This window comes from Actinoplanes sp. NBRC 103695 (assembly GCF_030269485.1).
Classification (GTDB): Bacteria; Actinomycetota; Actinomycetes; order Mycobacteriales; family Micromonosporaceae; genus Actinoplanes.
Genome location: NZ_BSTL01000055.1, coordinates 1 through 22,905 on the forward strand (window position 1 = coordinate 1; position 22,905 = coordinate 22,905).

The 22,905-nt window shown below is 67.6% G+C and carries 24 protein-coding genes and 1 pseudogene; 15 read left to right on the top strand and 10 right to left on the bottom strand.

Going from position 1 to position 22,905, the window contains the following annotated elements; translation table 11 throughout:
• Positions 1-615: 615 nt before the first annotated feature.
• Positions 616-975: a hypothetical protein gene (locus QSK31_RS46350; protein WP_285691551.1), complete on the top strand. Its 360-nt coding sequence runs from the start codon at positions 616-618 to the stop codon at positions 973-975.
• 108 nt (positions 976-1,083) lie between these two features.
• On the opposite strand, the pseudogene QSK31_RS49050 reads toward QSK31_RS46350, so the two are convergent.
• From QSK31_RS49050 to QSK31_RS46370, 5 genes and pseudogenes are all read right to left on the bottom strand, one after another.
• Positions 1,084-1,173, bottom strand: a pseudogene (locus tag QSK31_RS49050) (DUF3040 domain-containing protein); the annotation flags it as partial.
• A gap of 64 nt (positions 1,174-1,237) precedes the next feature.
• The gene (locus QSK31_RS46355; RefSeq protein ID WP_285691552.1) at positions 1,238-2,098 is read right to left on the bottom strand and encodes a universal stress protein; all 861 of its coding nucleotides are present in this window, start codon (positions 2,096-2,098) and stop codon (positions 1,238-1,240) included.
• A 117-nt stretch (positions 2,099-2,215) separates the two neighbouring features.
• On the bottom strand, positions 2,216-2,575 hold the full coding sequence (locus QSK31_RS46360; protein ID WP_285691553.1) for an STAS domain-containing protein: 360 nt from the start codon (positions 2,573-2,575) through the stop codon (positions 2,216-2,218).
• A 47-nt stretch (positions 2,576-2,622) separates the two neighbouring features.
• Positions 2,623-2,997: a TraR/DksA family transcriptional regulator gene (locus QSK31_RS46365; RefSeq protein ID WP_285691554.1), complete on the bottom strand. Its 375-nt coding sequence runs from the start codon at positions 2,995-2,997 to the stop codon at positions 2,623-2,625.
• 57 nt (positions 2,998-3,054) lie between these two features.
• Complete coding sequence (locus QSK31_RS46370) at positions 3,055-3,861, bottom strand: rod shape-determining protein (RefSeq protein WP_285691555.1); 807 nt, start codon at positions 3,859-3,861, stop codon at positions 3,055-3,057.
• 520 nt (positions 3,862-4,381) lie between these two features.
• Between QSK31_RS46370 and QSK31_RS46375 the strand changes: the two genes are divergently transcribed.
• The gene (locus QSK31_RS46375) at positions 4,382-4,909 is read left to right on the top strand and encodes a DUF488 domain-containing protein (RefSeq protein WP_285691556.1); all 528 of its coding nucleotides are present in this window, start codon (positions 4,382-4,384) and stop codon (positions 4,907-4,909) included.
• 579 nt (positions 4,910-5,488) lie between these two features.
• On the opposite strand, the gene QSK31_RS46380 is transcribed toward QSK31_RS46375, so the two are convergent.
• On the bottom strand, positions 5,489-6,013 hold the full coding sequence (locus QSK31_RS46380; protein ID WP_285691557.1) for a MarR family winged helix-turn-helix transcriptional regulator: 525 nt from the start codon (positions 6,011-6,013) through the stop codon (positions 5,489-5,491).
• 412 nt (positions 6,014-6,425) lie between these two features.
• Between QSK31_RS46380 and QSK31_RS46385 the strand changes: the two genes are divergently transcribed.
• From QSK31_RS46385 to gdhA, 9 genes are all read left to right on the top strand, one after another.
• Positions 6,426-7,010, top strand: coding sequence for a universal stress protein (locus QSK31_RS46385; protein WP_285691558.1), 585 nt, complete (start codon positions 6,426-6,428; stop codon positions 7,008-7,010).
• Positions 7,011-7,062: 52 nt separating this feature from the next.
• On the top strand, positions 7,063-9,768 hold the full coding sequence (gene aceE / locus QSK31_RS46390) for a pyruvate dehydrogenase (acetyl-transferring), homodimeric type (protein ID WP_285691559.1): 2,706 nt from the start codon (positions 7,063-7,065) through the stop codon (positions 9,766-9,768).
• A gap of 162 nt (positions 9,769-9,930) precedes the next feature.
• The gene (gene serA, locus QSK31_RS46395; protein WP_285691560.1) at positions 9,931-11,175 is read left to right on the top strand and encodes a phosphoglycerate dehydrogenase; all 1,245 of its coding nucleotides are present in this window, start codon (positions 9,931-9,933) and stop codon (positions 11,173-11,175) included.
• A gap of 352 nt (positions 11,176-11,527) precedes the next feature.
• The gene (locus tag QSK31_RS46400) at positions 11,528-13,201 is read left to right on the top strand and encodes a nitrite/sulfite reductase (protein WP_502873122.1); all 1,674 of its coding nucleotides are present in this window, start codon (positions 11,528-11,530) and stop codon (positions 13,199-13,201) included.
• A 156-nt stretch (positions 13,202-13,357) separates the two neighbouring features.
• Positions 13,358-13,858 carry a beta-class carbonic anhydrase gene (locus tag QSK31_RS46405; RefSeq protein WP_285691563.1) on the top strand — a complete coding sequence of 167 codons (501 nt, stop codon included), beginning with the start codon at positions 13,358-13,360 and terminating at the stop codon, positions 13,856-13,858.
• Positions 13,859-14,034: 176 nt separating this feature from the next.
• A complete protein-coding gene (locus tag QSK31_RS46410) occupies positions 14,035-14,244 on the top strand; it encodes a hypothetical protein (protein ID WP_285691564.1) in 210 nt (69 codons plus the stop codon).
• Positions 14,245-14,530: 286 nt separating this feature from the next.
• A complete protein-coding gene (locus QSK31_RS46415; protein ID WP_285691565.1) occupies positions 14,531-15,175 on the top strand; it encodes a rod shape-determining protein in 645 nt (214 codons plus the stop codon).
• Between the two features lie 133 nt (positions 15,176-15,308).
• Entirely contained in the window at positions 15,309-15,569 is a 261-nt protein-coding gene (locus QSK31_RS46420; RefSeq protein ID WP_285691567.1) for a cation:proton antiporter regulatory subunit, read from the top strand.
• A gap of 231 nt (positions 15,570-15,800) precedes the next feature.
• A complete protein-coding gene (gene gdhA, locus QSK31_RS46425) occupies positions 15,801-17,144 on the top strand; it encodes an NADP-specific glutamate dehydrogenase (protein WP_285691568.1) in 1,344 nt (447 codons plus the stop codon).
• 74 nt (positions 17,145-17,218) lie between these two features.
• Here the strand turns inward: gdhA and QSK31_RS46430 are convergent, their stop codons facing one another.
• The gene (locus QSK31_RS46430) at positions 17,219-17,542 is read right to left on the bottom strand and encodes a TraR/DksA family transcriptional regulator (RefSeq protein WP_285691569.1); all 324 of its coding nucleotides are present in this window, start codon (positions 17,540-17,542) and stop codon (positions 17,219-17,221) included.
• Between the two features lie 133 nt (positions 17,543-17,675).
• On the opposite strand from QSK31_RS46430, the gene QSK31_RS46435 reads away from it, so the two are divergent.
• On the top strand, positions 17,676-17,828 hold the full coding sequence (locus tag QSK31_RS46435) for a hypothetical protein (RefSeq protein WP_285691570.1): 153 nt from the start codon (positions 17,676-17,678) through the stop codon (positions 17,826-17,828).
• A gap of 90 nt (positions 17,829-17,918) precedes the next feature.
• Here QSK31_RS46435 and QSK31_RS46440 read toward each other — a convergent pair whose 3' ends face one another.
• From QSK31_RS46440 to folE, 3 genes are all read right to left on the bottom strand, one after another.
• Positions 17,919-18,281 carry a hypothetical protein gene (locus tag QSK31_RS46440; RefSeq protein WP_285691571.1) on the bottom strand — a complete coding sequence of 121 codons (363 nt, stop codon included), beginning with the start codon at positions 18,279-18,281 and terminating at the stop codon, positions 17,919-17,921.
• Positions 18,282-18,734: 453 nt separating this feature from the next.
• Positions 18,735-19,982, bottom strand: coding sequence for an NAD(P)/FAD-dependent oxidoreductase (locus QSK31_RS46445; protein WP_285691572.1), 1,248 nt, complete (start codon positions 19,980-19,982; stop codon positions 18,735-18,737).
• Positions 19,983-20,005: 23 nt separating this feature from the next.
• Positions 20,006-20,602 (bottom strand): GTP cyclohydrolase I FolE, encoded by a 597-nt coding sequence (gene folE, locus QSK31_RS46450; protein WP_285691574.1) that lies wholly within the window; start codon positions 20,600-20,602, stop codon positions 20,006-20,008.
• 101 nt (positions 20,603-20,703) lie between these two features.
• On the opposite strand from folE, the gene QSK31_RS46455 reads away from it, so the two are divergent.
• The 3 genes from QSK31_RS46455 to QSK31_RS46465 all read left to right on the top strand — a co-directional run bounded on the left by QSK31_RS46455 (position 20,704) and on the right by QSK31_RS46465 (position 22,879).
• The gene (locus QSK31_RS46455) at positions 20,704-21,354 is read left to right on the top strand and encodes a helix-turn-helix transcriptional regulator (RefSeq protein WP_285691576.1); all 651 of its coding nucleotides are present in this window, start codon (positions 20,704-20,706) and stop codon (positions 21,352-21,354) included.
• A 509-nt stretch (positions 21,355-21,863) separates the two neighbouring features.
• Positions 21,864-22,229 carry a hypothetical protein gene (locus QSK31_RS46460; protein WP_285691578.1) on the top strand — a complete coding sequence of 122 codons (366 nt, stop codon included), beginning with the start codon at positions 21,864-21,866 and terminating at the stop codon, positions 22,227-22,229.
• Positions 22,226-22,879 (top strand): putative glycolipid-binding domain-containing protein, encoded by a 654-nt coding sequence (locus QSK31_RS46465; RefSeq protein WP_285691579.1) that lies wholly within the window; start codon positions 22,226-22,228, stop codon positions 22,877-22,879. The genes QSK31_RS46460 and QSK31_RS46465 overlap by 4 nt, the downstream gene beginning before the upstream one ends.
• The last annotated feature ends 26 nt before the right edge of the window (positions 22,880-22,905 follow it).

Consider the following 22,905-nt stretch of genomic DNA (forward strand, 5'->3'; position numbering starts at 1 on the left):
GTAACGAGCTGCTGGTTTAGTCGCCTTTGCTCGTACCGGAGGCCCTTCCTCGTGTCCGCGCGACACGCCGCACACGGGCAAGATCGTCGATCTCCGCCAGACCCAGCCTCGGGCCGAACCCCTTATTTACCAGGGTCTTAGAGATCAGACGCCGTCGCGGTCGACGAGGAGGTTCCGATACTGGCGCGGGGGACCGACCAGAGCAGCCGGTCGTTGGCGTTCCTTTTGGATCATGACCGCTGTGTATACGTCCACGGTACTCCGGAAGACTGCCCTTGATCACGGCATGCCGCAGGATGTCGTCGTTTACTGGGTGAGCCTCGCGGGTCCCTGCATCGCTCTGGACACCGACGGGCTCGGCCCGGTCGTGGGACATTTTGGTGGCCACCCGTTGCTGCCCGCGTCCGTCGCCGGGCCTGCGCACCACGCCCACCTGGTCACGATCGATCTCGCCGCGATCGGCAAGTTCACAACGGACCTCGACCCCTCCCGCGGATGGCACACTGGTGTTCTTCGCGGTGCCGGAGCTCGGCTCGGACGAGGGACGGGCCGTCTACGCGCCGGCCGGTGAGGAATGCACGGAGATCGAGCCGCCCGATGCCCACATCTCGGTGTATGACCGCGCCGCCCTCCACGCCACCCGGGATTGGAGCCTGCCGGATTGGGCCGGCGCCAACCCGCGCCACCTGGCCGACGGTGCTCGCGACTACGAAGACCCTTTTTGCCGACATCACCTGGGAGCTGCCGAGTTACGGGCTGCTCGTTCTCGGCGGGTTCGGCCGCTTCAACGCCGACGGCATGGGCGTGCCGGTCGACGACTTCGAGACCCGTCTGCTGCTGGCCGAGTTCTTCCTGGACAGCGGCGACGTCGGAGACGACTTCGGCACCGACTACACCACGGTTTTCTACGTGTGCTTCCGGAAGGACCTCGCCGCGCAGGTTCGAGGCCGTGGAGATGGTCTGACTCTCAGATGACCCGGGCGGGCCGCCGTTGTCGTGCCGGCCCGGCGGCCGCTCGTGCCCGAAGGAGCCAGCTGATAGCGCGTCCATACCGCACCACTGCGCCGACGGCCGAGACGTTGTATCGCTGAGACGCAGGGCCGACGACGGATCCTGCGCCTGCAGTTCCCGCTCGATCTCGGCCAGCCGGCGCCGGTCCGCGTCACTGAGCATGACCGTTTTTTCGGCCTCCCCGTTGTGTCGTTGATGATCCGATAAGGCTCTGGCCTCAGCGGCGTCACTTCGCGTCGTGTGCTGACGGAACGACCATGACGGGGCAAGGCGCGTGGTCGATCAAGCTGCGTGACGTCGATCCCATCAGCAGCCCGGTGAATCCGCCCAGGCCGCGGGAACCGACGACAAGGAGGCCGGCCGCGAGCCGCTGACTGAAGTTCATCAGCGCTGCGGCGGCGGAGTCTCCCGATATGACCTCGGTGCGGTATTTGACGACCGGGTATTGGGCGCTGATGTCGTGGGTGCCCGCTGCGGCATCGCCGATGGTTGCCCAGAACGGCGGGGTGCTGGTCGCGAGCGCCCCGGCGGAACTGCGGCGTGCCGAGTGGTGCGCCAGGATCAATTCGGCGTTGCGGAGCCGGGCTTGCGTGAATGCGGCTTCTGCCGCGGCGCGGGATCCGGAGGAGCCATCGGTGCCGACCACGATCGGCCGGTCGTCGGGCAGTTGGTCGTCGCCTCGCACGATGACGGCCGGGCAGCGGGTGTGCCCTGCTACCTGGGTGGCGACCGATCCGGTCAGCAGGTCGGCGAATCCGCCCGAACCGCGATGCCCGACGACGAGCAGTTGAGCGTTTCGTGAGGCGTCGATCAGAATCGAACTTGTCGGCCCGTCGAGCAGGCGGGTGGTGACCGACAGGCTGCTGTGCTCCTCCTGGACTTCGTGGGCGACCTTCGCCAGCAGGTCGAGCATCGCGGTGCGCTGTCCCTGGTCGTGCAGGTCGTACGGAGCATGGAAGGGTGGCAGGATCACCGGCCAGCCCAGCGCATGCGTGATCTGCAGATCACCACCGCGTCGCTGTGCTTCACGGGCGCCGTAGTGGACAGCTGAGCGGGCGGTTGCCGATCCGTCGAAGCCGACGATCACTGGGGCGTTCATGGGGGGATCCTCCGTAGTGGCGTATGTGCTGCACCGGCTGACTGGTGATAGAGGTGCCGTGGCGTGCTCGCTCCTAGTCGATGTTCAGTGGCGAAACCGGGTGACTCAGGCGGCCAGGGGCGTACTGATCTGCTGTGATGTCCGAACCGGCGGTGTGACCCGCAGAGTGGTCAGCGTTCCGGTGAGTTGCAGGACCTGGCGCGGAAGTCCGGCAGCGCCGATGACGTCGAACGCCTTCGCGGCTCGCTGGGCCGACTGCCGACTGGCGACGAGGGCACCGACGCCTGCGCAATCCAGGAAGGTCACCGCCGACAGGTCGACGACGACACCGGTCAGCCGGTCGTCGGTCAACGCGGCGGCGACCACCACCTCGAACCGGTCCGCGACGACGGCGTCGAGCTCGCCGACGGGGTACAGGGTCTGCTGACCGCCGGTCCGGCTCTGTCTGACGATGACAGGATGCACGCTTCCTCCCTCGTGGGTCGTATGACGTGACGCTCTCTGACCGAGGGCTACGGACGACCGGACAACGTTGATCGTGCGGACCGAGCCTGCTCACACGGAACGCAGAAGCTCGTCTGCGGCGACTCGCGCAGACGCCCCAGCGGGATCGCCCGGTGACAGCCCTGACAGAGGCCGTAGGTTCCTTGCGACATCCGCTGCAACGCATGGGCGGTGTCGGCGACTGCCTGCCGCGACGCCTCTGTCAGAACGGCCAGGGTGCGTGGATCATGGCCGCCGTGGTGGGGCAGCGCTCCGCACAGCACCAGCTCGGTCAGCCGATTGGTGTGCACCGCGAACTGCTCTTCCAGGATGTCGCGCAGCAGCTGCAGGGAGACAGCGACTCCCGCCTGCGCTTCGGTCGACTCATGCACGGTGGCAGTCACGGGCCGGTCCCTTCTCTCGTGGAGACGCTCACGTCGGGTAACGGGGTATTGTCGGGCTCAGATAGCGGGATGGCGCAGCACGGACATGGCCGCGAAACCGGCGCCGTTGACCGCGGCGGAGCGCGGTGACTCCGCGCACCGCACCGAGATTCCCAAAGCACCGGCGAGACGACTCGACAAGCCGGGGCGCAGAGCGCCGTCACCGACCAGCAGCATGCCGCCGGCCAGCGCGGCCGATACGAGATCATCGACGCCCGGCGAGCAGCGAAGGTCGCAGACGCCACGCGCGACGATGTCGGCCAGCAGATCCACGGGAGCACTCAGGCTCACGTCGCGGGTGCCGATGTCGACACGCCGGGCCACGGTGACGCGCCCGTGATCCAACAGCGCGATCTCGGTCAGCTGGGCGCCCACATCAACGACGAGCCGAACTCCGGCCGCGGCGCCGGTGCCGATGGCGGCCGCCCGTACCGAATCGATCAGCAGTAGCCGCGACGGGGCGAACACCGCCGTCACCACACGGCGCAACGCGTACTGCTCGGTCATGGTGGCCTGCACCGGACGGCACGCGACCACGACCCCATCGGCAGTGATCGGCTCAGGGAAGCGACGGGCCAGGTCGCTCAGCAGAGCGATACATCCTTGCTCGTCGAGGATGCGACCACGTCGTACCAGGCTCCCGGCCATACCGAACGACGCGCTGGTCGCAGCGCTGACGCTGCCGTGCCGAGACGCCCATATCCGGGCGCAGGCGCTGCCGAGGTCGACCGCGACGACTGAAGGAGCGCCAACACCGGGCATTGCAACGGCGTTCGCGGCTTCATTGCCGGACTGAATGGTGATGCAACCAGGCGACACGGTCACGATGGCCTCTTTCGTAACGGATGACGAACTCGTCGGCGAACGGCTACGACGGTGTCCGAACCGGGATCTGACATCGATTGCGGCGTGGCGGAGTGGCCGCAACGATGCGGCTGCAGGCGTCCACACCCGGGATCCAGACGTACGGGTCAGCCCGAGGCGGTAGATCGGCGTTTGTCATCAAGCTGTCGCGACAGCGGGCCAGGCAGTCACATCGAACGGGGGCCATGAACTGGCCTCGATGTCACGCCGATGAGCCGAGGCGGCGTCAATGCCGAGGGGGCGCTGAGCAGGGGGATTGTTTGCCGCTGACGTAACCATCCGGCCTTCCCCTCCTGCTGGCGACTCTTGTACCTACCTGCATCATGCCCGTTCGCGGGCATGCCGAAAGGGCGTGACGCCGGACGAAAATCTGCATTGAAACTTGCCGACTGTCGGCAACCATTCGCGATCGAGCACGGGGGATCCTCGTCCGGACCCTGTTGTTGGGATACGGTCCGCGGAAAGGTGGTACTTCCGGACTATGACGCGTGCTCTGATCACTGTCGGACACGGCGCGGCGGAACAAGCCGAACTGACGGCCTTGCTCCGCGGCGCCGGTGTCGCCCGCCTGGTGGACGTCCGGCGCTATCCCGGGAGCCGGGCACATCCACACGTCAAGCGTGAGGCGATGAGCGGCTGGCTGCCGGACGCCGGCATCTCCTACCGCTGGGACGAACGTCTGGGCGGCCGGCGGCGCCTGCCCGAGGCGGCTCCGGACCTGTGGTGGCAGGTCGAATCGTTTCGCGCCTATGCAAGCCACATGCGAAGCCCAGAGTTCGCCGATGCCGTCACCGACCTGCTCGATGACCTGGACACCGGCATAACGGCGATCATGTGCAGCGAGAGCCTGTGGTGGCGTTGTCACCGCCGGCTGATCGCCGACTTCGTGACCAGCGTGCGCGGACGCAATGTCGTCCACCTGCTGCATAACAGCAGCCTGACGGAGCACTCGCTCGCCGAGGGCGCCCGCATGTCGACCGATGGCCTGCTCTACTACGACCGCGTCTAGGGTCTTGCTTGCGTCGCGAAGGCCGAGGGTCGCGCTCTGACCTGTGCGGATGACCCAGGTTCCCGGCCTGGGATACTCAGCTCAGGGACCCGCGAAAGAAGTATGCGATGAGGCTCTTGTCCTGGCCTTCGTGCCGCGGGCCGATGATTTCGGGTGCTCTGGGTGTCCGTCAGCCCGCGGCGCAGCGATCGAAGGTGCTACTGACGGTCGCGCGTCCTGGACGCAGGCGACGCGATGGGGGATCGGTGGGAGAAGTAGCGTGCGGCGACGCAGCGCACGTCGTCTCGTGCGGGTCTGCCGCGGTCCTGTCGGCAGGGCGGCCCCGGTGTGGTCACGTGGCGATCGATCGCTCGGCCTCCTCATATGCAGAGGAGCGCTGTTGCGCTATGCAATGAATGTGGGAAGGGCTGCTGCCGCGTCGCGAGGAGCCGCGCCTCTACTCAGAGCGCTCCAGGTCCGCTACGGGCTGCATGCGGCGAGGACTCGATGAGCAGCCGGACGACTGCCCATCTCGGCGTCGATCATTGGGGGTCCTGACGCAGCGGCGAGTCGTCCGGCTGCACTCGGGATTCCACGGCGTCAGGTGGCGGCGGCCTCGATCTCGTCGGATTCAGACGCATCAGGGCGATGCGCGTCCCACCCGAGCCACCAGTCGTGTTCGGAGACCTCGCCGACAGCTTGCGCGAAGGCGGTGAGTGCCTCGGTCACCGCGGGCTGCCACAAATCCGCGGTCTCTGCGGCGAGCCTCTCCAACTCGGCCCGCCGCAAGGTCAGAACCTGCTCGACCACGCTGCGTCCCGTGGGAGTCAGTCGTACCTGTACTACACGCCGGTCGGTAGCTGAACGGGTGCGGCGTACCAGGCCTTTGCGGATGAGCCGGTCCAGCATTCGCGTACCGGTCGACGGGTTCACGCGCAGTTCGTCGGCGATGTCGACACTGCGTTGCGGGCCTCGCACGGCCAGAACCACCAGCGTGCGAAACTGTGGCACAGTGATCTCGCCCTCGACTGAGGCCAGAGAGCGGGCGGTCAGCGCCACGAACGCCCGGCTGGCCAGCATCAGCGCCTGCACCGCGTCGCTGGGACCCGAATCGAAAGATTGCATAGGGCCATCGTTGCATCACGGGTGCGTTCCACGTGCGGGTGGCGAGCGGGCCGGTTGATGGGTGGGGGTGGCCCATCCCGCCGCTCACGCGCACCCCGCCGCCCGCAGGCATCTCCCGGCCTTCCGGCAGTCGAGCTCGGTGGCCGCCGCATTGACCAACGCCTCGCCGCGGAGTGCTCAAAGCATGACCAGCGTCACCAAGAGGGTGAGCTCGTCGTGGAGCCAAAAGTATTGCTCTATGCAACACTTGCACTATGCAATGAAATGCCGAGGCGCAGCCTCCCATCGGCGAAGACGTTGCCTGCGAGTTGACCTCCTGAAAGGACGGGCCACCGCGCCGGCCGCGGCTACCGAAGCGGGGGCTCCGCTTGTCGGAGTCGTAGCGCTGCTACACGGCGAAGGGAGCGGAAAGATGCAACGGGACATCGCTCGGACACTGCGCCGGCGACGACGCGTCGTTGTCGGCGTCAACGGGTCGGCCGGCTCCCATCGAGCGCTGCAGTGGGCACTGCGCTACGCCGATCAGACGACAGCAGTCCTGGAAGCGGTCTGCGTCTGGCAAATGCCGCTGGTCACTGATTTCGGTATCGGTTGGACACCAGAGGTCTTCACCGGGCAGGACGCTGAGGCGGCAGCCGGGGCTGTGCTCGCCGCCGCCGTGGCCGAGGTCGCCGGTGACGAGCCACTCGTGCCGATTCGGTGTCGAGTCCTTCGAGGCAGGCCCACCGACGTACTGCTGTCGGCTGCCACGTTCGCTGACCTGCTGGTCGTCGGCAGCCGGGGACACGGCACCCTGGCGGGCATCCTGCTCGATTCGGTGAGTCAGCACTGCGTGCAACGGGCACCTTGCCCGGTGATCGTCGTCCCGGACGCATCAGCAACCTCGCCGACGCGATTGCTGAGCCGGCTGCGTATCAGCGGACGACGCGCCCTTCCCGTCCTGCTCGGGGGCCGCCAGGACGACGTGGGTTACTGGCGGACCAGGTATCGGTCATGACACCGGGCAGCCGCTTTCCCGGTGAAGCAACCAGCAGAGCAGAGGTATGACGATGAGCCCGACGAGCGTGCCCCGCCCGGTGATCAGCGATGGCCTGCCGAGCCAGCTTCCCGACATCGACCCGGAAGAGACCAACGAATGGGTCGAGTCGCTCAACGGAGTCATCGACGAACGCGGCGCGAAAAGAGCCCGTTATGTGATGTTGCGCCTGCTGGAGCGGGCCCGGGAGCGACAGGTCGGCGTTCCGCCGTTGACGTCCACGGACTACATCAACACGATCCCGCCGGAGCGTGAGCCCTGGTTCCCGGGTGACGAGTTCGTCGAGCGGCGGATCCGGGCCTACATCCGGTGGAACGCGGCGATCCTGGTGCACCGGGCGCAGCGGCCGGAGATCGGCGTCGGCGGTCACATCTCGACGTACGCGTCGAGTGCCAGCCTCTACGAGGTGGGCATGAACCACTTCTTCCGGGGCAAGGACCACCCGGGTGGCGGCGACCACATCTTCTACCAGGGGCACGCCTCCCCGGGCATGTACGCGCGGGCCTACCTGGAGGGTCGTCTCACCACCCACCAGCTCGACGGTTTCCGGCAGGAACTGTCGCACCCCGGTGGCGGCCTCCCGTCGTACCCGCATCCGCGTCTGATGCCGAACTTCTGGGAGTTCCCGACGGTCAGCATGGGCCTCGGCCCGCTGAACGCGATCTACCAGGCGCGCTACAACCGCTACCTGCACAACCGCGGCATCAAGGACACCAGCCAGCAGCACGTCTGGGCGTTCCTGGGCGACGGCGAGATGGACGAGGTCGAGTCGCTCGGCGCGATCGGCCTGGCCGCCCGCGAGGAGCTCGACAACCTCACCTTCGTGATCAACTGCAACCTCCAGCGCCTCGACGGCCCGGTCCGCGGCAACGGCAAGGTCATCCAGGAGCTGGAGGCCTTCTTCCGCGGCGCCGGCTGGAACGTGATCAAGGTCGTCTGGGGCCGCGAGTGGGACGGCCTGCTCGCCGCCGACACCGACGGCGCGCTGGTCAACCTGATGAACGTGACGCCCGACGGCGACTACCAGACCTACAAGGGCGAGTCCGGGCTGTACGTCCGGGAGCACTTCTTCGGCCGTGACCCGCGCACCCGCAAGCTCGTCGAGGGCATGACCGACGACGAGATCTGGAACCTCAAGCGCGGCGGGCACGACTACCGCAAGCTGTACGCGGCGTACAAGGCGGCCACCGAGCACACCGGCCAGCCGACCGTGATCCTCGCCAAGACGATCAAGGGCTGGACGCTGGGGTCGCACTTCGAGGCCCGTAACGCCACGCACCAGATGAAGAAGCTGACCCTGGACGACCTCAAGGGCTTCCGGGACCGCCTCTACCTCGACATCAGCGACAAGCAGCTCGAGGAGAACCCGTACCTCCCGCCGTACTACCACCCCGGCGAGAAGTCCGACGAGATTCAGTACATGCTCGAACGGCGCCGCGAGCTCGGTGGTTACGTGCCGTCGCGCACCTTGCGCAGCAAGCCCCTGACGCTGCCGGACCAGAGCGCCTACGCGAGCATGAAACGCGGATCCGGCAACCAGCCGGTAGCCACCACCATGGCGTTCGTCCGGCTGCTCAAGGACCTGATGAAGGATCCGGAGATCGGTCACCGGCTGGTGCCGATCATCCCGGACGAGGCCCGCACCTTCGGACTCGACGCCCTGTTCCCGACCAAGAAGATCTACTCGCCGCACGGCCAGACGTACTCGTCGGTGGACCGTGACCTGCTGCTGAGCTACCAGGAATCGACCAGCGGCGTCCTGCTTCACGAAGGAATCACCGAGGCCGGGTCGACCGCGTCGTTCACAGCGGTCGGCACCTCGTACGCCACCCACGGCGAGCCGATGATTCCGCTCTACATCTTCTACTCGATGTTCGGCTTCCAGCGCACCGCCGACGGCCTGTGGGCGGCCGCCGACCAGATGACCCGCGGCTTCCTACTCGGCGCCACCGCCGGCCGCACCACCCTCAACGGCGAGGGCCTGCAGCACCAGGACGGCCACTCGCTGCTCATCGCCTCCACCAATCCGGCATGCGTGGCCTACGACGCCGCCTACGCCTACGAGCTCGGCCACATCGTCCGTGACGCCCTGACCCGGATGTACGGGACCGCCCCGGAGGACGTCTTCTACTACTTGCCCCTCTACAACGAGCCGATCCTTCAACCCGCAGAGCCCGACGCTGTCGACGTCGCCGGCATCCTCGCCGGCATGCACCGCATCAGCAGCACGGACGTCAACGACGCGGCGGCGCACATCCTGGCTTCCGGTATCACCGTGCCTGCCGCACTGGCAGCCCAGCGGCTGCTCGCTGACGACTGGGGCGTGAACGCCGACGTGTGGTCGGTGACCTCATGGACCGAACTGCGCCGCAACGCCCTCGACATCGAGCAATGGAACCTGCGGCATCCAGAGGAACCGGCTCGCCTGTCTCATGTCGCCCGTTGCCTGCCCGACAGTTCCGTTCCCGTGGTCGCCGTCTCCGACTGGATGCGAGCCGTGCCCGACCAGATCGCCGCGTTCGTTCCCGGTCGCTGGGCGTCGCTGGGCACCGACGGCTTCGGCATGTCGGACACTCGTGCCGCTCTGCGCCGCCACTTCCGCGTCGATGCGCCTTCCATCGCGTTGCGGGTTGTCCAGCAACTTGCCGCCGCCGGCAGGCTCGACGCCGACACACTGCGCAAAGCCCACGCGGCCTACGGTTCGAACCCCAGCGAGTAGACGGAGCGGACGCCCACTGACGAGCAGTGGCCGCGGGGCCGAGCACTGCTTGCCCGTGGCCACACCCCGCCGGGCGGACGACGAAGTCCCCGGCGCCACGAGACCACGCCGGCCGCCGCCTCAGAGGCGGGCGGCACCTCGATGAGGAAATACGAAACCCCGATGGCTTCTACGGAACAGAACGGACGGAATGTGATCGACCAGGCCAAGGTGCGAGTCCTGCTTCTGGAAAGCATCCACCCCGACGCAGTTGCCCGGCTCGAGGAAGACGGATTTCACGTCGAGTGTGCGCCCACCGCGCTGGACGAGGCCGAGCTGATCGAGCGCCTCGCGGGGGTGCATCTGCTCGGCATCCGCTCCAAGTCCCAGGTGACCTCGAGGGTGCTGGACGCTGCGGACAGCCTCGTCGGTATCGGCGCGTTCTGCATCGGCACCGACCAAATCGACCTCCCGCACGCCTCGGCGAACGGGGTGGCGGTCTTCAATGCGCCGTTCTCCAACACCCGCTCGGTGGTCGAGCTGGCGATCGCCGAGATCATCGCGCTGACCCGGCGGCTCACCGAGAAGAACACGCTGATGCACTCCGGCGTGTGGGACAAGTCGGCCGACGGCGCGCACGAGATCCGTGGCCGCCGTCTCGGTATCGTCGGTTACGGCAACATCGGCACCCAGCTGTCGGTTCTCGCGGAGAACCTGGGCATGTCGGTGTCGTTCTACGACACCGCCGACAAGCTGGCGCTGAGCAACGCGCACCGTTGCGCGAGCCTGGACGAGCTGCTGGAGTCCAGCGACGTCGTCACCTTGCACGTCGACGGCCGTCCCGGCAACGCCGGTTTCTTCGGCGCCGAGCAGTTCGCCAAGATGCGCCCCGGCGCCCTGTTCCTGAACCTGTCCCGTGGCATCGTGGTCGACCACCTGGCGCTGCGCGACGCGCTGAAGAGCGGCCACCTGGCCGGCGCCGCCGTCGACGTGTTCCCGTCCGAGCCCAAAGGTCGGGGTGACGAGTTCGTCTCCGAGCTGCGCGGCCTTCCGAACGTGATCCTCACCCCGCACATCGGCGGTTCGACCGAGGAGGCGCAGTCCGACATCGGCGGCTTCGTGGCGAACAAGCTGGCGAAGTTCGTGACCGAGGGCAACACCACGCTCAGCGTGAACCTGCCCGGCGTGGCCCTACCCGAGTCGCCCGGACTGCACCGCATCGTGCACGTGCACATCAACACCCCAGGCGTACTCGCCCAGGTCAACCGGATCATGGCCGAGCACAACGTCAACGTCGAGGCCCAGATGCTGAGCACCCGCGGCGAATACGGCTACCTGATCACCGACATCGCCGCCGGCTACAGCGAAGACGTGCTGAACCAGCTGCGGTCGATGGAGCAGACGGTCCGCCTCCGCGTCCTGAACTGATCGATTACCCAAAGCCGCCGATCGACGCCGACACGGCCCACCCATCAAAAAATATTGCAGTTCGCAATGATTGGTTTCTGCATGGATCAATGACCAGTCCGTGCCTGGGCCAGTCGTTCACGGTGGGGCCACGAGCCCGGCCCGATGACTGGCCTCGGTACGTGCACCTTCGCGAGCCACCGCTGCAAGGCGTGCGTACCCACGAGCAGCCGGGCGACAGCGCTCCCGGCCTATCGGCCAGCCGTCCCGTCGCCGTCTCGGCGGTCCCGGATGGTTCGGGTCCTCAGTGCGGCGATGAAGCCGCTCCGCGACACCGATGCAATCTCGGCATCTCTGACTTCGGAGGAACCTCATGTCCGTGACCTCTGCACCACGGCGAGCTGCCACGACACGCGGTGAAGGCCAATGGGCCCGCGGCTACCGCGAACCGCTCAACGACACCGAGCGATTCAAACGCGACGACGACGGGCTACAGGTCCGCGACCGGATCCTGAACATCTACGCCAAGCACGGATACGCCTCGATCGACCCGTCCGACCTGCGTGGGCGCTTCCGCTGGTACGGCCTCTACACCCAGCGCCGGCCCGGCATCGACGGCGGCCGCACCGCCGGCCTGGCGCCGGCACAGCTGGAGGACCAGTACTTCATGCTGCGGGTTCGCATCCCCGGCGGCCAACTCGACACCCGGCAACTCCAGGTGATCGGAGAACTGTCGCAACGCTACGGCCGCGACGTCGCCGACATCACCAACCGGCAGAACATCCAGCTGCACTGGGTCCGCATCGAAGACGTCCCCGCCATCTGGGAGCAGCTGGAAGCCGTCGGCCTGTCGACCACGGAAGCCTGCGGGGACACCCCACGCAACATGCTCGGCTGCCCGGTGGCCGGGATCGCCGAGGACGAGATCATCGACGGGACCGCGGCGCTGCAGGCGCTGGCGCCCTTCGTCGGCGACCCGGCGTACTCCAACCTGCCCCGTAAGTACAAGACCGCGATCTCCGGCTGCGCGCAGCACTGCACCGTGCACGAGATCAACGACGTCGGTTTCGTCGGCGTGCAGGGACCGGACGGCACGCCCGGATTCGACCTGTGGGTCGGCGGCGGACTGTCCACCAACCCCATGTTCGCCCGCCGTCTCGGTGTGTTCATCGCACCGGACCGCGTGGCCGAGACCTGGGTCGCGGTGACCTCGTTGTTCCGCGATCACGGCTATCGCCGGCTGCGCTCGCGGGCACGCCTGAAGTTCCTGGTCGCCGACTGGGGGCCGGAGAAGTTCCGGCACGTCCTGGAGTCGGAGTACCTGGGCGGCCCCCTGCCGGACGGGCCGGCCCCGGCGGCGAGCACCGACGCGCGGCGTGACCACGTCGGCGTGTACCGGCAGAAGGACGGCCGTTTCTACCTGGGCCTGGCCCCGCTGGTCGGACGGATGTCCGGCTCACTGCTGGCGCACATTGCGCAACTCGCCGAACGGCACGGTTCGACACGGATCCGAACCACCATCGAACAGAAGATCATCATCCTGGACGTGCCCGAGCACGAGGTGGTGGCCCTCAGCGCCGCACTGGACGCCGTCGGCCTGCCGGTGCGTCCCAGCACCTTCCGCCGGCAGACCATGGCCTGCACCGGCATCGAATTCTGCAAGCTGGCGATCGTGAACACCAAGGACCGGGCCGGCGATGTCATCGCTGAACTGGAACGGCGGCTCCCGAGCTTCGACACGCCACTGACCATCAACTTCAACGGATGCCCCAACTCGTGTGCCCGCGTTCAGACCGCTGATATCGGGCTCCGAGGACAGATCGTCACCACCGCCGACGGGAGAAGCGTCGAAGGGTTCCACGTGCAGCTCGGCGGTGCTCTGTCCGCTGCCGCGGGCTTCGGGCGCAAGGTCAGAGGACTGAAGGTCGCCGCTGACGACCTGCCGGACTACATCGAGCGACTCCTGACCCGCTACCAGACGGCCAACAGCGGCGGCGAGAGCTTCGCCGCCTGGGTCGCCCGGGCCACTGCCGAGGACCTTCTGTGAACCCTGACGCCGAGATCTTCCACTGCCCCTACTGCGGTGAAGAGGACCTCTTCCCGGCCGACGAGCAGGCATGGCGATGCGCCTACTGCCTGCGCATTTTCACCGTCACTTTGGTCTCCTACGGGCTGCCCGGAAATACGAGTGAAGGAGCAGATGTTGCCCGGCCCCTTTGACGACCTGATCACCGCCAACAAGATTCACGCGGTCACCCACCAGCCGCCGGCGACGAAAGGCGCCGCCGGGCGGCAACTGGCAGTGATCACGTGCATGGACTGCCGCGTGAGTCCGGCAGCCGTGTTCCGGCTGGATCCGGGCGACGCCGTGATCCTGCGGACCGCCGGCGCCCGGGTCACCGATGACGTCCTGCGTGCTCTCGTGGTGGCCACCCACCTGCTCGACGTCACGCGCGTGGTGGTCATGGGCCACACGGACTGCCGTATGACCACGAACACCGACGAGGAGCTGCACCACGCCATCGGCCGCATGGCGGCTGTCGACACCCGCAGCCTCGACTTCGGGACGATCAGCGATCAGCGGGTGGCGCTGGCCCGCGACGTGCAGCGAATTCGCAGCTCACCGTATCTGCCGGCTGCCCTGGACGTCTTGGCGTGCGTGTACGACCTGGGCACCGGCTGCGTCACCGAACTTTCCACCTGATCCCGCGTGTGGCAGGGACGACCGGGCAGCACGCGGGCATGTGGGGGGACATCGGCACTACGCGCCCGGTCGGTGCACGACGACAGGCAAACCGGCAGGCCATGCTCGTGAGCGCTTGATAACGCGGCCGACTATGCCGATGGCTCGCGGGGTAGAGGGGCGGCTATGGTGGGCCCATGCACCCCCGTCCCGACATCGGCCGCGTCGACGAGCGCACCTCGCTCTCGATGCTGATGATGTTGGCCGCGTTCGTGGTCGTCATGGCCGCCTCGCGAGCAGGCGGCCTGTGCATCGTGTTCCGGCTCGCCCGTCGTGCGATCCCCGGGTGTGTCCCGGCATGGTCGGCTGACAGGGCTCCGCCCAGGTTGCTCGTCATCGCAGCCTGAGGTTGTCATCACCAGCGTCGCGGCGACGCTGGTTTTCGGCTTGGAGCATCATGCGTACCCGTCCACACCCATACCCATCGTTGACGCCGGCTCGCTACCGGCGTGCGACCATCCTCGGCCACCCGATCACCGAGGGTGGTGCTGCACTCGCTGCCTCACTGTCGTGGTGCCGGGGCGGTGATCGCCGTGACTCATGACTCACCGTCCCTGCCCGCGGTGGTACATCCCCTCGCTCTTGATGTGGGCACGGCGACGGTGCGCGTCTGGACGCCCAGGGCTTGACTGTGTGCTCAGCGAGCCGGCCGTCATCGGCCGCGACCGCCGCGGTCGCCGTGTCGCGGGGCGCACGGCCCTCGAGTACGGCACCGACCTGGTGTGGCCCATGAGCGACGGCGTGGTCCACGACTTCTATCGATGTGTGCGCCTGTTGCGGATGTTGGTCGCGATGGCAGGCCGGCCCTATGCCGACGTCTCACCGGTCCTGGTCGGCGTGCCCGCAACAGCGACCTTGCGGGAGAAGAACCTGATGGTGACAGCGGTACGCCGTGCCACCGGAAGTCATGTCACCGCGGTCGACGAGCCGCTGGCGGCTGCACTGGCATGCCGGCTCAGCCCCCGTGATGGCGATGTCGTAGCAGTGGACATCGGCCACGGGCGCACCGAGGTCGCTCGGATCACCGAGCAGACCGTCACGGCTGCCGAACGCGTCGACATCGCCAACACCGTCGACCAGGTGCCGGCCATCGCCACCGCCGTGCGCCGCATCGGCGTCAGTGCCGAGGGCCACCGCAGGCTGCTGCTCACCGGCGGTGGAGCCACCCTTCCGGGCGTGGCAGCGCGGCTCGCCGCATCGACCCGGCGGGCGGTCACGGTGCCGGTGCAACCGCGGCTGGCGACAGTGACCGGACTGCGCCTGCTGCTCACGGGCTGAGCAACGTCGGCCGCGCGGCGGACCCCGAGCACAAGCGCCCAGGCTCCGGGCCGCCGGCCATGAGCTGCGGCGACCTTCTTGCCGTGGCGGCACACCGCCCCATCTGACTTTCCTGCCACACATCGGAGCATTCATGGACGTCGAAATGACGTCGTTGCCGGGTATCGGGCAGCGATGTTCGTTCACCACGGAAGCGGGTCGGCGTGTCGGAGTGGTGTCCCACCACCGCAACGGCAGACGAGAGCTGATTCATGACGGTGGCGATGATCCCGACAGCGTCTGCGCTCTCGCGCTGACGCGCAAGGAGGCGATCGCACTGGCCGGCCTGCTGGGGATCCTGGACGTCGTCGACTCCCGCGCCGACGAACCCTCATCGACCGAAGCAGCGTCATAGCCACGATACCTCTGACCACTAGTAACGCCCCAGCCGCCACCGTGCAGGCCGCGGCGTCCGCTGACCCGACACGCAGCAGACGCCTGGCTCCGGCCTGTCACGTGGCGATGGGGCAGAAGAGCGCCGACCGGCGTTCGCCTTGTCTTGTCAACGAGGTCCACAACGGGGTGGGCAGCCACCGGCACGTGGGTGCCGGTGGTGACGGTACGTCTCGCACCGGAAGGAACCTGGGTGACAACGCAGGAAAAACTGGAATCGATATTCGCCGCCGTGGTGCAGCGCAACCCCGGGGAGGCCGAGTTCCACCAAGCGGTGCGCGAGGTCCTCGACAGCGTCGGACCGGCGCTGGAGAAGCACCCGGAGTACGCCGATGCGAAGATCATCGAACGGATCTGCGAACCGGAACGGCAGATCATCTTCCGGGTGCCGTGGGAGGACGACCGCGGCGAGGTGCACATCAACCGCGGCTTCCGGGTGGAGTTCAACAGCGCCCTCGGCCCGTACAAGGGCGGGCTGCGCTTCCACCCCTCGGTCTACCTGGGCATCGTCAAGTTCCTCGGTTTCGAGCAGCTGTTCAAGAACGCGCTGACCGGTATGCCGATCGGCGGCGGTAAAGGAGGCTCCGACTTCGACCCGAGAGGCCGGTCCGACCGCGAGGTGATGCGGTTCTGTCAATCGTTCATGACCGAGTTGTACCGGCACATCGGCGAATACACCGATGTGCCCGCCGGTGACATCGGGGTGGGGGCCCGCGAGATCGGCTACCTGTTCGGCCAGTACAAGCGGATCACCAACCGCTACGAGTCCGGAGTGCTGACCGGCAAAGGCCTGGCCTACGGCGGCGCCCAGGTCCGCCGGGAGGCCACCGGCTACGGTGCCGTGTTCTTCGCACAGGAGATGCTGCGGGTCACCGGAGACGACCTCGACGGCAAGCGGGTGGTGGTGTCGGGCTCCGGCAACGTGGCGACCTACGCCATCGAGAAGGTGCATCAGCTCGGCGGGACAGTGGTGGCCTGCTCCGATTCCTCGGGCTTCATCCATGACGACAAGGGCATCGACGTCGAGGTGCTCAAGGAGGTCAAGCAGGTACGCCGCGAACGCATCGCGGCCTATGTGCAGCACCGGCCCCATGCCTCGTTCACGGCCGGCCAGTCGGTGTGGCAGGTGCCCTGTCACGTGGCGCTGCCCAGCGCCACGCAGAACGAGCTCGACGCCACGGACGCGGCAACCCTGGCAGCCGGCGGCTGCCTGCTCGTGGTCGAGGGAGCCAACATGCCGGCCACACCCCGGGCCATCCGGGTGTTCGCGGAGACCGGCGTCCGATTCGGTCCGGGCAAGGCCGCCAACGCAGGCGGGGTCGCGGCCAGCGCTCTGGAAATGCAACAGAACGCCAGCCGGGACTCATGGACGTTCGCCTACTCCGAACAGCGGCTGCGTGACATCATGCGTGACATCCACGACCGGTGTTACGCCACCGCCGACGAGTACGGCATGCCCGGCAATTATGCGGCCGGCGCCAACATCGACGGCTTCCGCAGCGTGGCGGAGGCGATGCTGGCACACGGGCTGATCTGACCCGATCGGCAGCCAGAACCAGGAAGACGCCGCGGCTGCCGCGCCCTCAGCCGGGCGCGGCAGCCGCGGACCTGTCAGTTCTTGTGCTTGCTCTGGCACGGCATGCAGAACCGCGCGTGTGGCAGGACTTCCAGACGTTCCGGGTTGATCTGAAAGTCGCACTTCTCGCAGCGACCGTACGTGCCCTCAGCGAGGCGACGCAGCGCGCTGCTGAGCTGCTCGAGGTTGTGGCGGGTCGCGGCGAGCAGTGCGGCACGCGTGTGGGCGCCCGCCGGATCGCCGGTGTCCGCGGTGAGCTCGGTGAGCCGGGCCGTCTGTTCGGCGAACTCATCGGTCAGTGCGGTGCGCTGGGTGTCCAGCCATCGCTGGCTGGTGCTGCCGTGGATGTCGGTGCTCATGACGGAATCCGCCTCTTTCTCGAGAAACAAAAAAGGGCCGAAGCTGAATAAGCTTCGCCCTGGTGGCCGTTACGCAGTGAAACGGTTCCCGGGAGGGCTTCGGCCGGTGGTCGCCGGGCTCGGCAGGCCGTAGGTGGACCTGACCGCAGCCGACCAGCGAGTCGCCGGGGCGCACGTCGACCAGCCCGCGGCCGACGGGTGGGCCGCGCGAGCAGCCGGCGTGGTCGTCGCGGGGGCGACGTCCACGCCGATCGGCAGCGCGACGATGGTCATGACCTCACCATAGGGGGCGTGACGGCGGAAACCAACGTGGTGAGCGGATCGGGGCCATGGCTGGTCACGCCGGGTGTCGGTCGGTGCCCGCCATCAGCGTCGGTCAACGGGGCCTGCGTCGCAGTGTTGCTGCGTTGAGGGATTCGCTCGGCCGAAGCCGGCGTGCCTCAATCCATCGTTCGACGGACTGGGCATCCAGTTCGGTCCAGTCCGTGGTGCCGACACGACCGTCAGGCGACGGCTGCCATGCCGGCTGGTGACACAGTTCGGCGACGCACTGACGATGGTGCTCGGACGCGGCGCCGTCGAAGCGTCGCCACACGCACAGAACTACCACCGCGCCCCTCACCGCGAACGTGAAGGAACTTTCGGGGATGGCTTGCCGCCCGGCCAGGAATGCGGTTGCGGTCATCGTCGTGACGGCCGCGGCGACCAGCGTTGCAGCGCGGCGGTGTCTGCACTGCATGAAGCCTCCTTCCGGTGTGCGGACCGTTGTGGCCGGTTCAGTAAGTCGGCGGTCGGAACCAGCCGTAGCGGCTGTGGCGACCCCGTGCAGCGAGCCGTGCAGATCGCTGCGAAGGACACCTCGATCCGGAGTTCGACTCCATGCTCCCGGGAAGTGAACCGACCTCAACAGACTCCCGACAGGCACATACGGACCCTTCTGGATGCCGACGGTCGGCAACAAAGACACCGTCGACGACCCGTGGTGTTGGTTCGCCGCGCCGTTCCAGCCCTTCGGCCAACTGCTCGACGCCTCGACCGCTGCTCGATCGGTCCAGCCTCCACCGTTCCGCCGAGCGGCCTGCGCCTCGGCGCCTGCTGTGAACCGGCCTTCTGCCGTTTGCCGGACCCCTCGGGCAGAATGCCCGGCCATGGATGCGCGTACCGTCATCGCCCGGCCCCGCGGACAATCTCGCTATGCCTCTGGCAGGAGATCCTTCAGGGGAACGGCGGGATCGGCCAACTTGTCGATCGGTACGGTGAAACCGCGCCGCAGGCCCGCACGGACCAGCGTGTCGATCTGGTCAGCGACGTCCCACACGTTGACGTTCATGCCGGCGAGCACGCTCCCTCGATCGGTCCAGAACGCGATGAACCCGCCACCGTCGAGGTCGCCGCGGATAACGACATCGGCATTCTGACCGGGTGCCACCCAGCCGGTGTATTCCATGCTCAGGTCGTACTGGTCGGTGAAGAAATACGGCACCCTGTCGTGAACGACGTCCTGATCCAGCATGGCCCGCGCAGCCGTCGTGCCGGTGTGCACCGCGGTGTCCCAGTGCTCGACACGAACGCGTGCGCCGAGCAGTGGATGGTCGACGTTGGCGACGTCGCCGGCGGCGAAGATCAGCGGGTCGCTGGTGCGCAGCCGCTGATCGACGAGGATGCCGTCGGCGCAGGCGAGACCCGCCGTTACGGCGAGCGCCGCATGGGGACGAACGCCGATGGCCACGAGCACCATGTCGGCGTCGAGTACGGATCCGTCGGCCAGCAGGACCTGCGACACCCGATCGGTGCCGCGTACCTCGGTGACCTGATTGCCGAAGCGGAACCGGACGCCGTGCCGTGTGTGCAGGTCCGCGAAGTACCGCGCCAGGCGATCACCGAGTACCCGATGCAAGGGCAGAGGGCCGGCTTCGACGACGGTGACATCCGCGCCCTGCGCGGCGGCCGCTGCCGCGACCTCCAAGCCGATCCATCCTGCCCCGATGATCACCAGACGGGTGCCGGGGCGCAGTTCACCGGCGATGCGGTGACTGTCGGCGAGCGTCCGGAGAGTAACGATGCCGTCGAGGTCCGCGCCGGGAACCGGCAGCGGTCGCGGTGCCGAGCCGGTGGCGATGAGCAGCCGGTCGTAGCGGATCGTCTCGCGGTCGTTGAACACGACGTGCTGGTTGACGCGGTCGAGGGCCTTCGCCGTCGCGCCGCAACGCACCTCGATGTCGTGGTCGGCGTACCAGGCGGCGTCATGCACGTAGACCGAGTCCGGTTCCTCCGTGCCGAGAAGCAACCCCTTGGACAGCGGCGGACGCTCGTACGGCAGGTGCGGCTCGGCTCCCAGCAGGACGATCCGGCCCTCGAACCCTTCGACGCGCAGCGTCTCGGCGGCCTTCGCACCGGCCAAGCCGGCCCCGACGATGACGAATGTGCGGTCAGCGGTCATGGTTCACTCCCTTCGACTGGTGGTCAGCGAGCGCCGATGCCGGCGACAGCGAAGAACTCCGCCCGCGATCGTGCGTCGTCGCGCAAGGTGCCGAGCAGCGTCGACGTGACCGTGCGGGCCCCGGTTGCGCGTACCCCGCGCAGACTCATGCACATATGGTCGGCCTCGATGACCACGCCGACGCCGCGCGGATGCAGGTGCATGGACAGCCAGTCGGCGATCTGCTTGGTCAGCCGCTCCTGCACCTGAGGTCGGTGAGCGAACATCTCGACGACGCGGGCCAGCTTCGACAGCCCGAGAATCCGCTGCGCGGGCAGGTAGCCGACATGAGCGACACCCACGAACGGCAGAAGGTGGTGCTCGCAGACCGAACGCACGGGAATCGCCTTGGCCAGAACCAGCTCGTCGTAGCCCTCATCGTTGTCGAACGTCGTCATGACGAAGTCGCGGGGAGTCAGCATCTCGGCGTACGCGCGAGCCATCCGCCCCGGCGTCTCGGCAAGTCCCGGCGCCGACAAGTCCACCCCGAGGGCTTCGAGAAACGCCGTGGCAGCCCGCTCGGCGGCCACGACGTCACGCTCGACGGGCAGATCGATACGAAGTTCGGCTTCGACTGTCATGTGGACATCCCCATTTTAACCAACGCTCGCTAGTGATACTCGCATCGTGCACTCCTCGCCGCCTGTATTTCAATAGCGGGCGTTGGTGATAAATTTGGTGGGTGACGGACGGTTGGACGCAGCTGAAGGCGCTGACGGACACGTCACGACGCGCGCTCTACGACTACGTCCGACGGCAGCCGCACCCCGTCAGCCGCGACGACGCCGCCGAGGCCACCGGCATGACGCGAGGGCTCGCGGCTTTCCATCTGGACAAACTCGTTGACGCAGGCCTGCTCACCGCACGCTACGAGGCTCCCCGCCAGCGGCCGCGCGGCCGCGGCCGAACACCGAAGGTCTACCAACTCAACGGCGACGGTGTGGCGTTCACACTGCCCGCACGCCGATACGAACTCATCGCCGACATCTTCGCCGAGGCGATGTCGAGCCCGACACAACCGCCCAACGCCATCGCCGCCGAGGTCGCCTACCGACGCGGTGTCGAGTTCGCCACCGTCACCGGCGCGCCCACCGCCGACCTCACCGATGTCCTGGAACATCTCGGTTTCGAGCCGCAACCGGGCACGGAGGCGATCCTGCTGCACAACTGTCCATTCCATGCGCTCGCGGCCCGGTACACCTCGCTCGTGTGCGGGCTCAACCAGGCGCTCGTGTCAGGAGTGGTCCACGGTTGCGGCTCCGCCGGTGCCGAGGCGCGCCTCGTACCGCGGCCGGGCGCCTGTTGTGTCGAAATCCGGCTGCCCTCTGATTGACAACGCACGCCGTCGACAGCGAACTCCCAGGATGATTGGCGCCTTCTTCATGTCCTCCGACGCGGTTTGCGCCGGCACCGCCTCGCCTGAAAGGAAGGCGATGGTCGGGCGCCGGTGAGGATTTGTTCCCTCAGTGTCACGTCAGTTCCTGTGTCGCACTCCCCGACCAGGGAGCCCGATGCCGAACACGACCGGTTGGCAGGGGCGCCAAGACCCGTGCGGCATACGCCAAAACACCGTGTCCGCGCCCCCAAGAGAAGATTGCACAGTGCAAAGATGGTTACCTGCACCCATCGTGGGAATCTGACGGGCAACGCGCGATAAGGAGGGTGCATGGGCCGCACTGGCGGATACCGCCTTGCCGGCAACGCCGCGACGGCGGCGCCTCGGCGAGGAGGCGCCATGGTCGCGGCGGGACCGGCTTACCGGCATCGAAAGCTGGCCCTCCCCGCGGCAAGGCGGACGGTTCCACTCCGCCGCGGTGCGAACACCGTGGAAGAGGGCGTTCGATGATCACCGTCGTGTCCGGGTCCAAGGCGGCGCCGGACGGGACGCTTCTGGTCAGCCGTTCAGCGACCGGAGCGGACGTGTTGGCCCAAGTCCCGCATCGTAGCGCCGGCGCCGGTCACGAAAGACCGTGGCGGGACGCCCTGCAACACCTGTCCGCCAGCACCGGGAAGCTGACCGCCGACGATCACTTCCAGTGGATCCTCACCGTCACCGACCACGTGATCGCGCAGTCCCCGCCGGTGTACCGCGACGAGCAGAGCTGCCGACGAGCATTCACCGACGCGCAATACGCGGCTGGTCTGGCGCTCGGCGCCCGGCCACACCCCTCGGCTTCACAGCAACCACAGGACGGAGGCCGCCAATGACACTGGTCGCACCCGAGACGGCCGACGATCCCGGCCGAAGCTCCGCACGCCGGCAAAGCACGACACTCTGGCAACGCACCGACACCGTCGGCACTGAACTGGTCATCCACGACGACGGACAAGGGCGTGGCGAATCGGTCGTGGCGGGTCCGGCGCCGTACGCCACCACGTGGCAGGCACACCTCGACTCCAGCCGGGCCGTGCGGGACCTGACCGTGACGTGCCGAGGCGCCGGATGGGAACGCACGGTATGGCTGCGCCGGGACGAGGACGGCTGGTCCTGCCGCACCGAGCAGGTCGGTGACCTGGACGCCACCCTCGCCCGGATAGGCCGTGCCCCGGCTCCGCTCGCCGGGATCGAAGACCCGGGCCGCCTCGATGCCGGAGGCGTACTGAGTCTGACCCATTCGCCGATCTTTGTCACCTGGGCGGCCGAGCATCTGGAACTCACCGCGCAACGAGGACTCGTGGGCGCCGCGACGGTACGTGTCCTGGTGCCCTCGTTGACCGTGCTGCCCGGCCTGGTCACCTACCAGCTGTTGAGCCCCGGACGCCTACGCGTCTGGGGCGACGAGCCCGCCACCGTCTTCGACCTCGGCACGGACGGCATCGTCACGGCTCAGCCCGGCCGGTGCCGCCTGGTGCGGTAACCGGCACACCCTCGGCGTCGAGGAGG

Coding starts and splice junctions, on each gene's coding strand:
- QSK31_RS46460 (WP_285691578.1), top strand. CDS start 21,864: ATGATCACCGTCGTGTCCGGGTCCAAGGCGGCGCCGGACGGGACGCTT.
- QSK31_RS46465 (WP_285691579.1), top strand. CDS start 22,226: ATGACACTGGTCGCACCCGAGACGGCCGACGATCCCGGCCGAAGCTCC.
- QSK31_RS46420 (WP_285691567.1), top strand. CDS start 15,309: ATGGACGTCGAAATGACGTCGTTGCCGGGTATCGGGCAGCGATGTTCG.
- QSK31_RS46445 (WP_285691572.1), bottom strand. CDS start 19,982: ATGACCGCTGACCGCACATTCGTCATCGTCGGGGCCGGCTTGGCCGGT.
- aceE (WP_285691559.1), top strand. CDS start 7,063: ATGAGCCCGACGAGCGTGCCCCGCCCGGTGATCAGCGATGGCCTGCCG.
- QSK31_RS46440 (WP_285691571.1), bottom strand. CDS start 18,281: ATGCAGTGCAGACACCGCCGCGCTGCAACGCTGGTCGCCGCGGCCGTC.
- QSK31_RS46385 (WP_285691558.1), top strand. CDS start 6,426: ATGCAACGGGACATCGCTCGGACACTGCGCCGGCGACGACGCGTCGTT.
- QSK31_RS46350 (WP_285691551.1), top strand. CDS start 616: ATGACCGCGCCGCCCTCCACGCCACCCGGGATTGGAGCCTGCCGGATT.
- QSK31_RS46400 (WP_502873122.1), top strand. CDS start 11,528: ATGTCCGTGACCTCTGCACCACGGCGAGCTGCCACGACACGCGGTGAA.
- QSK31_RS46375 (WP_285691556.1), top strand. CDS start 4,382: ATGACGCGTGCTCTGATCACTGTCGGACACGGCGCGGCGGAACAAGCC.
- QSK31_RS46410 (WP_285691564.1), top strand. CDS start 14,035: ATGCACCCCCGTCCCGACATCGGCCGCGTCGACGAGCGCACCTCGCTC.
- QSK31_RS46380 (WP_285691557.1), bottom strand. CDS start 6,013: ATGCAATCTTTCGATTCGGGTCCCAGCGACGCGGTGCAGGCGCTGATG.
- folE (WP_285691574.1), bottom strand. CDS start 20,602: ATGACAGTCGAAGCCGAACTTCGTATCGATCTGCCCGTCGAGCGTGAC.
- QSK31_RS46430 (WP_285691569.1), bottom strand. CDS start 17,542: ATGAGCACCGACATCCACGGCAGCACCAGCCAGCGATGGCTGGACACC.
- serA (WP_285691560.1), top strand. CDS start 9,931: ATGGCTTCTACGGAACAGAACGGACGGAATGTGATCGACCAGGCCAAG.